This is a genomic window from Pseudomonas sp. LAMO17WK12:I5, assembly GCF_900215165.1.
Taxonomy (GTDB): domain Bacteria; phylum Pseudomonadota; class Gammaproteobacteria; order Pseudomonadales; family Pseudomonadaceae; genus Aquipseudomonas; species Aquipseudomonas putida_A.
On the sequence record NZ_OBDS01000002.1, the window covers coordinates 97,639 to 112,133 of the forward strand.

Genomic DNA, 14,495 nt, shown 5'->3' on the forward strand with positions numbered 1-14,495 from the left:
TTCCTTTTCCGATGGGGGACTGAAGGAGGCTGCCCTAAAGTGGGCGGCAACTGCGGACGAGTCCGCGATTGCCGTTTCAGAGGTCGTCCATGCGCTCGCTCAAAGTACTGATTCTCGAACCCGATCCTTATCGAATGATGGCGTTGCACCAGATGCTCAATGCGGTCGGTATCTACGACGTGCTGACAGCGCCGTCGCTGGCGTCCGCAAAGTGCTCGCTGGAGCGCCGCACCCGGGTCGACATAGCGATTTGCGATCCGCAACTGCGCGGCGGAGAGGGCCTGGCGCTGATCCGTCATCTGGTGGCCGGGCGGGAAGCGCGGGCGCTTATCCTGCTGGGGCGTGTGGCACCCGGCCTGCTGAGTGATCTCGAAAGCCTGCTGCACCAGCAGGAGCTGAAACTCCTGGGGCGTTTGCAAACGCCGGTCTCGGCGGTGCTGATGCGCGGGCTGCTGGACAGCTACCTGCAAGCGGCAGCCCATCCGGCGGGGGCTTGAGCCGATGGTTATGTTTCTGTCATCTTCACCGTGCATGCTCTGACAGACCGCTAACTGCTCCGGGAGCAGCGCGGTATTCAGAACTTTCTTCTCGGGCCGGTGGTCATTTATTGTGAACACGCCCCAGGCACAATGTTTTCGGACTATTGAGTGGAGATCGAGATGGAAAGTATCAGTCTATTGCTCGGTGAGGCTCTGAGCCCGTATCAGGTGACGTTGACTCCGTGTGGCGCCCATGGCGAATGCCTGGTGACGCTGAAGAACAGCAACGGCGCCCTCGTGGTGGAGCGCGAATTCAATCAGGCGCAGTTGAGCGACAAACGCCTGCTGACCGATGTGGTCGACGGTTTGCACCGTGACGTCCTGATCGCTGAAGGGCGGCTGGAGCCCTGTGTGATTGCGGCCTTGCGCAATGCGGCGCTGGATAAGCGTGCGGCCCTGTAAAGATGAAATATTTTTTGTGGGAACCTTCCTGCATCCCCGTCAGTCAGACCCCATAACAGCAGGATCAAGCATTGTGCTCCGGTGCTTGTCGCTTGCTGCTACGGGTCTTTAAGCAGACCGCGTTTAACCCCGAGTTGTCTCCCCACTGCTCGGGGTTTCTTTTTGCCCGCAGGTTTTACTGCGTGGCCTGTTGCTCGAAAAAAATCCGCGCCTGTTGCAGATAATCCGTGCGCATTTCGGGGTCCAGCCAGTCGGCATACGACTGGTTCAGTTGCTCGTGGGGCAGGGTACGCAGCAGTTGGTTGATCTCACTGATCGCCTGACGGCCCTGAGGAGTATCGGAACACCCGACAAAGCCAGACAGATACTTGCCGGTGCCGCGAATCGGAAAGAACACCAGTTCGTCTTCGGCAATTTGCGCCTGCTGCGCCTGATAGCGGATCTCCGGCCAGTAACCCAGCACCACTTGCAGACGCCCCAGGCGCTGCATCGCCAGCAGGCTGCTCAGGGCGTCGTTGCCATAATGCGGCGTCAACGCACCGCCGGGAGCCTGCTTGAGCAGACTGTCGAGATACTCTCCGTAACTGCGTTCCGCGACAACTCCGACCTTGATCTCGCCATTGGCCAGAAATGCCGGCAGATCGACTTCACCGTCGATCAGGTACGGCGCCAGTACGTCGCGATCCTTCTGACGCACCACCAGACCATTACTGACAGCGCGAAACGCCGGGATAGAGAAAGTGATCCATTGCGTGCGCTCCTTGCTCCAGATCAGCGACGGATCGCAGGTAAAGGACGGCTCGTGCAGCATCTGCATGCCGCGGGCGCGATTGACCCGCATCAGCGTGTGTTCGTATTGCGGCATGCCGGCGATCAGCATCGGCATCAGTTGATCGATGACGCCCTGGCCCTTTTTCGGGCCTTCGAAGATGGTCAGGGGCGGCAGGTCGCGCAGCAACCAGACCAGCGTGGGTTTCGCTTGCGCCCAGGCGGGCAGGGCGAGCAGAAACAACAGGCCGAACAGCCGCCACGTCCACCAGTGGTGGGCGCGGTTGGCGTCCGATGTCTGCCGATGTTTCAGCTTAGATAGCTCCGTCTGCGCGCAACCGGGCGATCTGCTGTTCGTCGTAGCCAAGATCGTGCAGTACCTGCGCATTGTGTTCACCGAGTTGCGGTCCGACCCATTCGGAAGTACCCGGTGTCTCGGAGAGTTTCGGCACGATGCCCGGCATCTTGAAAGGCTTGCCGTCCGGCAGTTTCGCCTGCAGGAACATCTCCCGGGCGAGGTACTGCGGATCGCTGAACATGTCCTCGGCACTGAAGATCCGGCTGGCCGGTACTTCTGCCTGATTGAGCAGGTCGAGCACGCTTTGCAGCGGCAGCGAATTGACCCAGCGGTCGATCACGCCATACAACTCGTCGCGGCGACTGTCGCGCCCGTCGTTGCTCGCCAGTGTCGGGTCGTTGGCCAGATCCTCGCGGCCGATGATCAGCATGAAGCGCTTGAAGATCGCGTCGCCATTGGCGCCAATCTGCACGTGCTTGCCGTCGGCACTGGTGTGGATCGATGACGGCGTGATGCCCGGCATGATGTTACCGGTGCGCTCGCGGATGAAGCCGAACACGTCGAACTCCGGCACCATGCTTTCCATCATGGCGAAAATCGCCTCGTACAACGCGACATCGACCACTTGGCCGAGACCGCCGTTGACCTCGCGATGACGCAGCGCCATCAGCGCGCCGATGACGCCCCACAACGCGGCAATCGAGTCACCGATGGAGATCCCGGTGCGCACCGGTGGCCGGTCTTCGAAGCCGGTGATGTAGCGCAAACCGCCCATGGACTCGCCGACCGCGCCGAAGCCCGGTTGATCCTTCATCGGCCCGGTCTGGCCGAAACCGGACAGACGCACCATCACCAGCTTCGGGTTCAGCGCATGCAGGGTTTCCCAGCTCAGCCCGAGTTTTTCCAGCACGCCGGGGCGAAAGTTCTCGATCAGGATGTCGGCTTCGCCCAGCAGTTTTTTCAGGATCGCCAGGCCGTCGGGGTGCTTGAGGTTCAGGGTCAGCGACTTCTTGTTGCGCGCCTGGACGAACCACCACAGCGAGGTGCCTTCATACAATTTGCGCCACTTGCGCAGCGGATCACCGCCGTCGGGCGATTCGATCTTGATCACTTCGGCGCCGAACTCGCCGCAGATGCGCGAGGCGAACGGCCCGGCAATCAACGTACCCAATTCAATGACTTTCACACCGCTGAGCGGTTTGTTGGCGAACGGCATACTGAATCCTGTAGGACAAGGCTGAGCGGATACAGCGTTTTAACATAGCCGGCTGTCAGACGCCGCAGGTTGATCGCCATCAATTCGATGATTGCCTACGGCATCGGTTAGACTTGCCGACTTTCCTCGTATCAAGAAGCCCGTTCATGGCCCAGCCGTCTACCACTTACAAATTCGAACTGAACCTCACTGACCTCGACCGCAGCGTCTACGAGAGCGTCAAGCAGACCATCGCCCGTCACCCTTCGGAAACCGAAGAGCGCATGACCGTGCGGCTGCTGGCTTACGCGCTCTGGTACAACGAACTGCTTTCGTTCGGTCGTGGTCTGTCGGACGTGGATGAACCTGCGCTGTGGGAAAAAAGCCTGGATGACCGCGTTCTGCACTGGATCGAAGTCGGTCAGCCAGACGCTGATCGTCTGACCTGGTGCTCGCGTCGCACCGAGCGCACCAGCCTGCTGGCTTACGGCAGCCTGCGCGTGTGGGAAGGCAAAGTGGTGCCGGTGGCCAAGAACCTGAAAAACGTCAACATCGCCGCTGTGCCGCAGGAAGTGCTGGAAACCCTGGCCAAGGACATGCCGCGCGTCATCAAGTGGGACGTGATGATCAGCGAAGGCACGATCTTCGTCACTGACGACCGTGGTCAGCACGAAGTCCAGCTGGAATGGCTGGCCGGTGAACGCGGCTGATCCTGCGTCGTTCACTGATTAATCCTACGTATTCAAGAGAAGTTTCCGTTACCCCATGCGTATTGATCCTCGACCGTTGCCTGCCACGCTGCCGTTTCTCGGTGACCTGCCACCTTTGCTGACCCGTTTGTACGCGGCACGGGGTGTGCAGTCCGAGGCGGAGCTGGATAAAAGTCTGGCGCGGCTGATTCCGTTCCAGCAGCTCAAGGGCATCGAGGCGGCAGTGGATCTGCTGGTGACGGCGCTGGAGCAGCGTCAGCGGATTCTGATCGTCGGTGACTTTGACGCCGATGGCGCGACGGCCAGTACGGTCGGCGTGCTTGGCTTGCGTCTGCTGGGCGCGGCGCATGTCGATTATCTGGTGCCGAACCGCTTCGAATATGGCTATGGCCTGACCCCGGAAATCGTCGAGGTTGCCCTGACCCGCGAACCGCAGTTGCTGATCACCGTCGACAACGGCATCTCCAGCGTCGAAGGCGTGGCGGCGGCGAAGAAGGCCGGGCTCAAGGTGTTGATCACCGACCACCACTTGCCCGGCGATGAACTGCCGCTGGCCGATGCGCTGGTCAACCCGAACCAGCCCGGCTGCGAGTTTCCGAGCAAGGCGCTGGCCGGGGTCGGGGTGATTTTCTACGTGTTGATGGCCTTGCGTGCACGCCTGCGCAGCCTCGGCTGGTATGAGAGCAAGCCGCAGCCGAACATCGGCGAACTGCTGGATCTGGTGGCGCTGGGCAGCGTTGCCGACGTGGTGCCGCTGGACGCCAACAACCGGATTCTGGTGCATCAGGGCCTTGAGCGGATTCGCGCCGGGCGCGCACGACCGGGGATCAAGGCGATTCTTGAAGTGGCCAAGCGTGACGCGGCGCGGATTACCTCCACCGACCTGGGTTTCATCGTCGGCCCGCGCCTGAACGCGGCGGGGCGCCTGGACGACATGAGCCTCGGGATCGAATGCCTGCTCACTGCCGACGCCAATCTGGCGCGGGAAATGGCCGCGCAACTGGACGGCATGAATCAGGATCGCAAATCCATCGAGCAGGGCATGCAGCGCGAGGCGCTGGCCCAGCTCAAGGACTTGCCGGTGGAATCGATGCCGTTCGGCCTGTGCCTGTTCGATCCCGAATGGCACCAGGGCGTGATCGGCATTCTCGCTTCGCGGATGAAAGAACGTTATTTCCGTCCGACGATTGCCTTCGCCGATGCCGGTGACGGTTTACTCAAGGGCTCGGGGCGTTCGGTGCAGGGTTTCCACATTCGCGACGCCCTCAGCGTGGTGGCGGCGCAGCATCCGAACCTGATTGCCAAGTACGGTGGCCACGCGATGGCGGCCGGTCTGACCTTGCCGCAAGAGAATTTTCCGCTGTTCGCCGAGGCTTTCGATGCCGAAGTGCGTCGGCAACTTCGTGAGGAAGACCTGACCGGGCGCATGCTTTCGGATGGCACGCTGGCCGTTGAAGAGTTTCACCTTGAACTGGCCCGTGCCCTGCGTCACGCCGGGCCTTGGGGTCAGCACTTTCCGGAGCCGCTGTTCCACGGCGTGTTCCAGTTGGTCGAGCAGCGGGTGGTCGGCGAGCGGCACCTGAAAGTGGTGCTGAAAAGCGAGTGCGGGTCGGTGAAGCTGGATGGCATCGCTTTCGGCATCGACCGTGATGTCTGGCCGAACCCGACCATTCAGTGGGTCGAGCTGGCCTACAAGCTCGACGTCAACGAGTTCCGGGGCAACGAGACGGTGCAACTGATGATTGCCCACATCGAACCGCGCTGACGCCATTCGCGAGCAGGCTCGCTCCCACAGGCACGGTGTTGACTTTGTGGGAGCGAGCCTGCTCGCGAAAGCACCCTTTCACACACTGAATCACTCTGAACCCTCCCTCATCCCCGGTTGTCGACTAGGCTCTAAGCACTGCTTGATTGGCCTTGTGACGTCTGTCGAATGTTTTGCCCGCGGGGGCGGGTGCTGCACCTTTTTCCTGTCACTCGTCGACTTTTCAAACAGAACCCTGGAGCCTGCCCACTGATTTGAGAGGTGCCCCATGAGTCTGCTGCTCGAACCCTTTACCCTTCGCCAACTGACCCTGCCCAACCGCATCGCCGTGTCGCCGATGTGCCAGTATTCCAGCGTCGACGGTCTGGCCAACGACTGGCATCTGGTGCATCTGGGCAGCCGCGCGGTGGGCGGTGCCGGCCTGATTTTTACCGAGGCCACGGCGGTCACCGCCGACGGGCGAATCACCGCTGAAGACCTCGGTTTGTGGAACGACGAACAGATCGAACCGCTGCAACGCATCACCCGCTTCATCACCGCTCAGGGTGCGGTTGCTGGCGTTCAACTGGCCCATGCCGGGCGCAAGGCCAGCACCCATCGGCCATGGATAGGCAAACACGGCAGCGTCAAACCGGAGGATGGCGGCTGGATCCCGGTCGGGCCGTCACCGATTGCCTTCGACCCGCAACACACGCAACCCAAGCAGCTGGATGAAGGGCAAATCGCCGAAGTCATCCAGGCCTTCGTTGCTGCGGCCAAACGCGCGTTGACCGCAGGTTTCAGCGTGGTCGAGGTGCATGCCGCCCATGGTTATCTGCTGCATCAGTTTCTGTCGCCATTGAGCAATCAGCGCCGCGATCAATACGGTGGTTCGTTCGAAAACCGTATTCGGCTGGTGTTGCAAGTCACCGAGGCCGTGCGCGAGGTCTGGCCACAAGAGTTGCCGGTGTTTGTCCGGGTTTCGGCCACCGACTGGGTCGAAGACGGCTGGAACCCGGATGAAACCGTGGAGCTGGCGCGCCGCCTCAAGGCACTGGGAGCGGATCTGATCGACGTCTCTTCCGGTGGTACCGCCGCCAACGCCGAGATTCCGGTGGGGCCGGGTTATCAGACGCGCTTCGCCGAACGGGTGCGCAAGGAATCAGGCATCGCCACCGGCACCGTCGGCATGATTACCGAGCCGGCGCAGGCTGAGCACATTCTGCGCACCTGTCAGGCCGACATCATCTTCCTCGCCCGCGAGCTGCTGCGTGACCCGTACTGGCCGCTGCATGCCGACGATGATCTGGGCGGGCGCAAAGCGGTATGGCCGGCGCAGTATCAGCGCGCGACCCATCGTGATCAGCCGATTCACGAATCCGATCTGCGCGATTGATTTCAAACCGGCGCAACGTCTATAAACCCGCCATTGAACCGGCGGGTTTTTTCTTGCCTGCCATTTGCCAAGGAAGTCGAGCATGTTGATCGAGCGAGAACTGACCGAACACGACTTGCCGCTGCTGGCGCAGATCGACCGCAGTGAGCTGGTTGAAGAATGTTATCGGCTGGAAAACGGTGAATTGATTCTGTATCCGGTGCATTTCGACATGCGTGGCTGGCCGGAAGGAGAAGCTGAGGAAAACGCGCTGGCGCTGGAGAAGTGCTTGCGGCGCGGTGGCTGGTTGTACGGGGTTTTCGATGGGCAGGCGCTGGTCGCGGCGGTGGTTGTGGATAACCGGGTTATTCACAATCAGGGGTTGAGCATGCGCCAGTTGAAGTTTCTGCACATCAGCCGTGATTACCGCGGGCAAGGGCTGGGGGCGAAGTTGTTTGCGCTGGCCTGCGAGCAGGGCCGGCGATTCGGTGCCGAGGCGTTGTATGTTTCAGCGACTGAATCGCGCAACACTGTGGAGTTTTATCAGAGACAGGGTTGCCGGTTGGTTGATCAGGCGGATCCAGAGTTGTTTGATCAAGAACCCAGAGACATTCATCTGTATTGCCCACTGACCTGACGCAGTTTCTTCAATAACCGATGTTGAATGTTCTGACGCATTCGCGAGCAAGCCCGCTCCCACCCTGGTTCTGTGTCGGTCGCAAACTGTGTGATCGACCGGGATCCAGTGTGGGAGCGGGCTTGCTCGCGAAGAGGCCCTTACAGGCGCCTCAAATCATCAAGGATATTTGCGCTTGTCCGGCGCCGGCGGGAAGTACTGGTACAGCCAGGTCTCGCTCAATGTGCGGTCATTGGTGCGGATGAACAGGCGCAGTTCCACCGGATCGACGCTGTCGCTGGTCGGGTACCAGTCGAACAGGATCCGGTAACCCTTGATGTCATCGAGCACCAGCACGCTGAAGTCCTGCACCTTGCCGTTGGAGCAGGTGACCACCGGTTCGATCCCGGTGCCCTGCGGCAGGCGATCGAGACCGCCACCGGTGAAGTCCACGGCAAAACGTCGGGCCCAGACCGGCGGGTAATGCTCGCCCGGTGCCCAGCCTTCGACGAAACCACCCATACCCGACCGGGTCGCATGCACTCGCGCTAGCGGCGTGCCGACCGGTGGCAGGGCGCTCCAGTAGAGCTTGTAGCCATAGTTCAGCGAGTCGCCGGCGGCCACTGGCTTCTTCGGGGTCCAGAACGCGACGATGTTATCGAGCGTTTCGCCGGTGGTAGGAATTTCCAGCAGATCGATGGAGCCTTCGCCCCACGCGGTGGTCGGTTCGACCCACAGGCTCGGGCGCTTGCTGTACCAGTCAACGGTGTCCTGATAGTTGGCGAACTCGTGGTCGGTCTGCACCAGACCGAAGCCTTTCGGATCGGTGTCGGCGAACGCGTTGAACTGCAGGGTCGCCGGGTTGTTCAGCGGGCGACAGATCCACTCGCCGTTGCCGCGCCACATCGCCAGGCGATCGGAGTCGTGAATCTGCGGGTGGATGGTGTCGCACATGCGGCGTTCGTGGGTGCCGCAGCTGAACATGCTGGTCATCGGTGCGATGCCCAGTTGTTCGATGGCGGTACGCGCGTTGATATGGGCGTCGATCTCCATCACCACGCGCTCGGCCTGGCAATCGATGTCGAAGCGGTACGCACCGGTGGCGCTCGGCGAGTCGAGCAGGGCGTAGACCACAAAACGGGTGGCGTTCTGCTCTGGAGTCTCGAACCAGAACTTGGTGAAGTCAGGGAATTCTTCGCGCTTTTTCGCATAGGTGTCGACGGCCAGACCACGGGCCGAGAGGCCATATTGGCCAGTCGCATCCACCGCGCGGAAATAACTGGCGCCGAGGAACGACACCACGTCATGGCGATCCAGCTCCGGCGCCTTGAACAGCTTGAAACCGGCAAAGCCCAGGTCACCCTTGAGCTGCTGGGTATCGACCGAGGTGTTTTCGTAGTTGAACAGCGTCGGGCGGAAATGCACTTCGCGGGCGGTGCGGGTCTTCGGATCGACGCTGTACATGCGCACCGGTTGACGGAAACCCATACCGACGTGGAAGAACTGCACGTCCAGCTGACCCTTGTTTTCTTTCCACAACGAATGATCGCCGTCGTAGCGGATCGCGTTGAAGTTCTGCGGGGTCATGGTCGCCAAAGTCGGCGGCAGCACCTGTTTGCTGTCCTGATAGGCTGTTCCGGCCAATTGCTTGGCTTGGCGCTTCAGCGCTTCGAAGTCGAAAGCCTGGGCCTCGCCGTCGGCGGCGCCACCATTGGCGGCCCAGGCACGGGCGGCCAGCAGGCCGGAAGCCGAGAGACCGGTGTAAGCCGCAATGGCCATCGACGCTTTGAGCAAATTCCTGCGGTGCATAAATACAACCTGTCGTGAGCAATCCCGCGCCGTTCCTGGCACGTGCTGGATCAGAAATTACGGTTCGGACAAGCCTTCGGCCAAACGCAACGGACTATAAACAGATGCCGGCTAGCTTAAACGGTTCGCTCGCCGAGCAAAATTCGTTGATTCACAGTGACAGAGTGTCAATGAAACAAGACATGTCGGTTAAAAATCTGACAGGGCGTTCTGATTTATGCGGCATATCTGCTTTTTTCGACTAATTACTCTAAAAACCGCTTTTCAGCGCCGATTTAATTTCTATTCTATGGGCATGACCGGTGTTGACCGGTAGGGCACACGGCGCTGCTGTAAGGGGCAGGGCGATGTGGTGGTTTAGCAATTCTTTGAAGTATTGAAGGACATCGTCCATGGCAAAAATACAAGGTATCGCCGAAATGCTCGGCATCTTCCCCTGCCTCGGCAGCGGCCGCAGAAGGCGTCGTTTGAGTTCTGAAGAGCTGAAGCTGGTGGAGCGTTATCGCGAGTTGTCGGAGAGCGACCGGATTGCGATGCGGTATCTGGTGGATGCGATGCGCAGTGTTTCGCGGTTTTGAGTGGAAATAAAAAGGGGCGGACTGAAAGGTCCGCCCCTTTTTATTTGGATCAGCTACACGTTCCCAGGACTGGATACGGCCGCTGGCCGCGCATCAACTCCGGCACATCCCGCCATTTGACCCACGCCTGCTGTTGCCAGTGCAGCAGCGGTACGGTAACGCCTGCCCAATGCATTGAGCTCAAGCTCGGGTGGTTTTCCACAGGGCTTGATTGAGTTTCGCGCAGCATCGGGATGACTTCATGGCTCAGCCATTGGCGCAGGTGTCGGTTTTCCGGGACGAAGTGATGGACGAGCAGGGCGAACAGGCCGGACTCGCTGACCATCGCGCAATCGATGATTTCGCCGTTCCGACGCAGGAGGACATGGCGACGCTGGTCGGGATCGAGTTTCAGGGTAAGGCGTTCGTTCAGGGGGTAACCCATCAAGCGACCGAGATCTTGCACGCAGAACCAGGCTTCGTGGTCTTGCATGAAGGCGTGGAGGAAGCGGTTGTGGCGGGTGAAGGCGGTGGGGGTGAAGTGGGTCGACGATGAGTTTTGGATTTGTGCAGACATGTAGTGACTTCCGATTTGAGTAGGAAAGTCGCCATCAACTCCTCGACAAGTTGGGTGGCGAACCGTATGGCGTTCGAAGTCGGGATACTTCCAGTCAAACACGGAAAAGCCAGAAGGCCCGCGCCACACGGCCCGCCATAAAGCAAAACTGAAGCTACGAGAGCCACAGTTCAATGGAGGGCATGCAAGCACCGCGTTGACAGTTTCCGGCTTCGACCCCGGGTCGCTGATTTGGCAGCGACGGGATAAAGCCTATCGGTCAGGCGCTTGCGGCGACAAGTCTACTCTGTGGACGCGCAGCGTAGGAAATTGGGCTTTTTGGGGGAGGCTGTGTCTGTAGGAAATGCCTGTTTTTGCATTGCTTGCAGCCAGGCTGCGTCTGAGGCGCGTTTTTTCATTTATTTATGGAGATTCATGCAACGAACTGCAGGTTTTATCCATGCTGATCGAATTTTCCGTTTCCAATTACCGCTCGTTCCGGGACAGGCAAACGCTGTCCATGGTCGCGAGCCCTCGGCTGAGCAAGGCGCGAAACGTCTTCAGCGCCGGCACGAGCACTGAAAAGCTCCCGGACCTGCTCAAGGTCGCCGCCATTTACGGACCCAACGCTTCTGGCAAATCGTCGCTCATTCGCGCAATGGGCATCGTCGGCAGATTGCTGGCGACACCCGCAGGCATCCATGGCGACGTACTACCGGTTGCATCCTTTCGCTTTGACGAGACGCTAAGAGAAGCGCCCAGCGTTTTTGAATACGACTTTGTTCAAAGCGGGTTGCGCTATCGATTCGTGCTCGGCTTGACAGCGCAGCGCATTGTCCATGAACAATTGCTCTGTTATCCAAAAGGAAAGGAAACCTTGCTCTACAACCGTCAAGTTGATTCCCTCGGTGAGCATTACACCTTTGGTAAAGCCCTTGAAGGCGGTAAGGACGTGCATTGTGCGTGGCGGCGTTTGACCAGTCCCAGGATGCTGTTTATTGCACAAGCCGTTACCCACAGCAGCGAAGAGCTGACGCAGTTGCGCGCACCATTTTGCTGGTTTCAAAGAGGTTTGCTGGTAGTCGAGCAGAGCAATATGCAGGGCCTCTCTACCGCATCGATTCGTTTTCTGCAGATGGTTGAAAGTCATACCAGTGATCTGCGTGATTTTCTCTGCGCTCTGGATATTCCGGTATCTGCGATCCAGCTCAGTTCGGAGCATTCCACTGCGCCTCCAGACAATCGAAAGATGACGTTGAAGGAGTTTATTGCCGCTGCGCAGGGAGACAAGTTGACCCTGACGCATGCCAGTATCTCAGGCGAGGCTGAATTCGATTTTGCCGAAGAATCGTGCGGCACCAAGAACCTGATCGGCTTCTGGTTGCCGTGGTTCATGATGAATCAGGCTGGCGGCAGCGGCGTTCTCTGTGTCGACGAATTGAACAGCAGTCTGCATCCTGAAATCGTCGGGGTCCTGATTGGCAAACATCTGGACAGCGGGCTGAATACTCAGTTGATTTTCACCACTCACGACACGCACTTGATGAATGAAAAAATTCTGCGACGTGATCAGTTCTGGATTTCGGAGCGTGATGCATATGGCGCGACAAGTCTGTTTTCCGTGCACGACTTTGAAGGCCGGGAAAGCGAGGACGTCGAGAAGCGCTATTTCGAGGGACGCTATCGCGGGCTGCCACTGATCAGGCAGGGCTGACCATGGTGAGTTCGAGCAAGTCGTTTGATCGAAAAGCGTCACGCTTCAAACCACAGCCCAAAGTGCTGGTGCTCTGCGAGGACAGTAAGTCGGGAAAGCGTTATCTGGAGGAGGCCGCGTTTCACTTTCGGGCCCGGGCTCAGGTTGAGATCGTCCATTGCGGCGTGACACACCCGAGCGGTATCGTGGAGCGGGCGGTGATGCGGCAGAAACGCTTTGACAAGGTATTTTGTGTGGTGGATCGCGATACACATCTGTGTTTCGAGCGCGCGTTGAATACAGCCAGATCGCATCCAAAAATCTACGTTATCGCATCGTATCCGTGTTTCGAGTTCTGGCTTCTTTTGCACTTTGGTTTCAGTCGCAAGCCATTCCGGGCCGTGGGGAAAAACTCCCCAGGTGACCTGGTGAGCAAGTGCTTGAGGACGAAACCCGACATGGCGGGCTATGAGAAGGGTAGGGACATCAGTTATTTCACCCAGTTGCTGGGTGAGCCGTTCCAGCGGGCGAGAACGCTTGCGCCGAAAGTGCTTGAGGACGTCGCCGTCAGTGGTGAGCCCAATCCCAGTACGGAAATCCATTTGCTGATGGATGAGTTCGAGACCTTATCCAGGCCGCAACTGATCTAGCACCCTGCACCCTGTCCGCCTCCCTGCGGGCAGGTTGCTGATATTTAGCGACTCACCTTCCACGCATCCCCAGCCGGCGCCTTCCCATGGTCATACGGCTTGCCGATCCACATATAAACCAACCCCAATCCAATCACGATGGCCGTGCTCAGCACCATCGCATAGTTCACATACCACGCCGCATCCGGCGTGCGTGGCCAGGCCATGTTGATGATTGCGCCGACGCCATACACCAGCGCGCCGATGTTCACTGGCCAGCCCCACGCGCCGAGGGTGAATTTGCCGCTGGGTTTCCAGCCTTTGCTGCGGGCGTAGAGGGCAGCCAGCACGATCATCTGGAACGCGAGGTAGATGCCGATGGCGGCGAAGCTGACGATGGTGGCCACGGCGTCTTGCAGGAAGAAGCCGAGGGCGATGATCAGGGCGGGCAGGACACCGGACACGAACAGTGCGGCAACTGGCACCTGGGTTGTAGGAGAAATCTTTTTCAGCAGTCGGCTGCCGATGACCATTTCGTCGCGAGCGTAGGAATACAGCAGACGACTCGCCGCAGCCTGCAGGCTGATGACGCAGGAGATGAAGGAAATCATCACCACGCCCATCACCACTTTCGAGCCGATCGGGCCGAAGGCGTTGTTGAGGATGGTGGTGACCGGGTCCTTGTCGGTGCCGTTGATCACCGCTTGCATGTCCGGCACGGCGAGGATCAGCGCCAGGCAGGCGAACATCGCCGCGATGCCGCCGATGTAGATGGTCATGCGCATGGCCACCGGGATTTTTGCGCTGGGGTTCGGGGTTTCTTCGGCAACGTCGCCGCAGGCCTCGAAGCCGTAGTAAAGGAACATCCCGGCCAGCGAGGCGGTGAGAAAGGCCGGCAGGTACGAGCCGTCGACGCGGATGTCGAAGGTGTTGAACAGCACGCTCAGAGGCTGGTGACGCTCGAAGATCAGCAGGTACACGCCGACGATCACTGCGCCGACCAGTTCGCAGAGGAAGCCGAACATGGCGATACGCGCCAGCACTTTGGTGCCGCTCAGATTGACCAGCGTGGCGAACAAGGTCAGCACCAGCGCGATGACGATGTTGGTGTTGTTGCTCGGCTCAAACCCGAGCATCGCCGCCAGATACGGGCCGGCACCGACAGCCACCGCCGCAATGGTCACGCACAGGGCGATGGAGTAAATCCAGCCGACCATCCACGCCCATTTCTTGCCGACCAGACGCCGCGCCCACGGATAAACGCCACCGGAAATCGGGAACTGCGAAACCACTTCGCCGAAGATCAGGCACACCAGCAACTGGCCGCAACCGACCAGCAGGTAAGCCCAGAACATCGGTGGGCCGCCAGCGGCGAGGCACAGGCCGAACAGGGTATAAACCCCTACGACCGGTGACAGATAGGTGAAGCCCAGGGCGAAGTTTTCCCACAGGCTCATGCTGCGGTTGAAGTTGGAGGTGTAGCCGAGTTTGCGCAGTTGTTCGGCATCGCTGTCGGCAACGGCTGCGGAGAATTCGGGTGAGGCACTCATGGGTGTTTGCTCCGGGAAATCGGCAGATTTCGGATGGCCGAAGCCGTGGCGGGG

Annotated in this window: 14 protein-coding genes; 9 read left to right on the forward strand and 5 right to left on the reverse strand. The window is 59.6% G+C overall.

The genetic code is table 11. From position 1 onward, the window contains the following. The first annotated feature begins 89 nt into the window (after window positions 1–89). On the forward strand, window positions 90–497 hold the full coding sequence (locus CRO59_RS03205; RefSeq protein ID WP_027610973.1) for a response regulator transcription factor: 408 nt from the start codon (window positions 90–92) through the stop codon (window positions 495–497). A gap of 162 nt (window positions 498–659) precedes the next feature. Further along, complete coding sequence (locus tag CRO59_RS03210) at window positions 660–941, forward strand: DUF3509 domain-containing protein (protein WP_027610974.1); 282 nt, start codon at window positions 660–662, stop codon at window positions 939–941. A 175-nt stretch (window positions 942–1,116) separates the two neighbouring features. On the opposite strand, the gene CRO59_RS03215 is transcribed toward CRO59_RS03210, so the two are convergent. Both CRO59_RS03215 and CRO59_RS03220 read right to left on the reverse strand, forming a co-directional pair. Next, complete coding sequence (locus CRO59_RS03215) at window positions 1,117–2,076, reverse strand: TIGR02285 family protein (protein ID WP_027610975.1); 960 nt, start codon at window positions 2,074–2,076, stop codon at window positions 1,117–1,119. Continuing rightward, window positions 2,024–3,223, reverse strand: coding sequence for a CaiB/BaiF CoA-transferase family protein (locus tag CRO59_RS03220; protein ID WP_027610976.1), 1,200 nt, complete (start codon window positions 3,221–3,223; stop codon window positions 2,024–2,026). Before CRO59_RS03220 ends, CRO59_RS03215 begins: the two co-directional genes overlap by 53 nt. A 146-nt stretch (window positions 3,224–3,369) precedes the next feature. Between CRO59_RS03220 and CRO59_RS03225 the strand changes: the two genes are divergently transcribed. From CRO59_RS03225 to CRO59_RS03240, 4 genes are all read left to right on the forward strand, one after another. Continuing rightward, entirely contained in the window at window positions 3,370–3,912 is a 543-nt protein-coding gene (locus CRO59_RS03225) for a YaeQ family protein (RefSeq protein ID WP_003222001.1), read from the forward strand. Window positions 3,913–3,967: 55 nt separating this feature from the next. Next, the gene (gene recJ / locus CRO59_RS03230) at window positions 3,968–5,677 is read left to right on the forward strand and encodes a single-stranded-DNA-specific exonuclease RecJ (RefSeq protein WP_097086375.1); all 1,710 of its coding nucleotides are present in this window, start codon (window positions 3,968–3,970) and stop codon (window positions 5,675–5,677) included. A 268-nt stretch (window positions 5,678–5,945) separates the two neighbouring features. Beyond that, window positions 5,946–7,052 carry an NADH:flavin oxidoreductase/NADH oxidase gene (locus CRO59_RS03235; protein ID WP_096795213.1) on the forward strand — a complete coding sequence of 369 codons (1,107 nt, stop codon included), beginning with the start codon at window positions 5,946–5,948 and terminating at the stop codon, window positions 7,050–7,052. Window positions 7,053–7,134: 82 nt separating this feature from the next. Further along, on the forward strand, window positions 7,135–7,668 hold the full coding sequence (locus CRO59_RS03240) for a GNAT family N-acetyltransferase (protein WP_097086377.1): 534 nt from the start codon (window positions 7,135–7,137) through the stop codon (window positions 7,666–7,668). Between the two features lie 159 nt (window positions 7,669–7,827). On the opposite strand, the gene CRO59_RS03245 is transcribed toward CRO59_RS03240, so the two are convergent. Beyond that, entirely contained in the window at window positions 7,828–9,456 is a 1,629-nt protein-coding gene (locus CRO59_RS03245; protein ID WP_097086379.1) for a glucan biosynthesis protein D, read from the reverse strand. Between the two features lie 392 nt (window positions 9,457–9,848). Between CRO59_RS03245 and CRO59_RS03250 the strand changes: the two genes are divergently transcribed. After that, window positions 9,849–10,034, forward strand: coding sequence for a hypothetical protein (locus CRO59_RS03250; RefSeq protein ID WP_003222012.1), 186 nt, complete (start codon window positions 9,849–9,851; stop codon window positions 10,032–10,034). 49 nt (window positions 10,035–10,083) lie between these two features. Here the strand turns inward: CRO59_RS03250 and CRO59_RS03255 are convergent, their stop codons facing one another. Then, window positions 10,084–10,590 carry a Bro-N domain-containing protein gene (locus tag CRO59_RS03255; protein ID WP_097086381.1) on the reverse strand — a complete coding sequence of 169 codons (507 nt, stop codon included), beginning with the start codon at window positions 10,588–10,590 and terminating at the stop codon, window positions 10,084–10,086. A gap of 439 nt (window positions 10,591–11,029) precedes the next feature. Here CRO59_RS03255 and CRO59_RS03260 point away from each other — a divergent pair, with 439 nt between their 5' ends. Further along, complete coding sequence (locus CRO59_RS03260; protein ID WP_097086382.1) at window positions 11,030–12,283, forward strand: ATP/GTP-binding protein; 1,254 nt, start codon at window positions 11,030–11,032, stop codon at window positions 12,281–12,283. A gap of 2 nt (window positions 12,284–12,285) precedes the next feature. Then, window positions 12,286–12,912 carry an RloB family protein gene (locus CRO59_RS03265; protein ID WP_097086384.1) on the forward strand — a complete coding sequence of 209 codons (627 nt, stop codon included), beginning with the start codon at window positions 12,286–12,288 and terminating at the stop codon, window positions 12,910–12,912. Window positions 12,913–12,956: 44 nt separating this feature from the next. Here the strand turns inward: CRO59_RS03265 and CRO59_RS03270 are convergent, their stop codons facing one another. Beyond that, window positions 12,957–14,441, reverse strand: coding sequence for an APC family permease (locus CRO59_RS03270; protein ID WP_097086386.1), 1,485 nt, complete (start codon window positions 14,439–14,441; stop codon window positions 12,957–12,959). Between the last annotated feature and the right edge of the window lie 54 nt (window positions 14,442–14,495).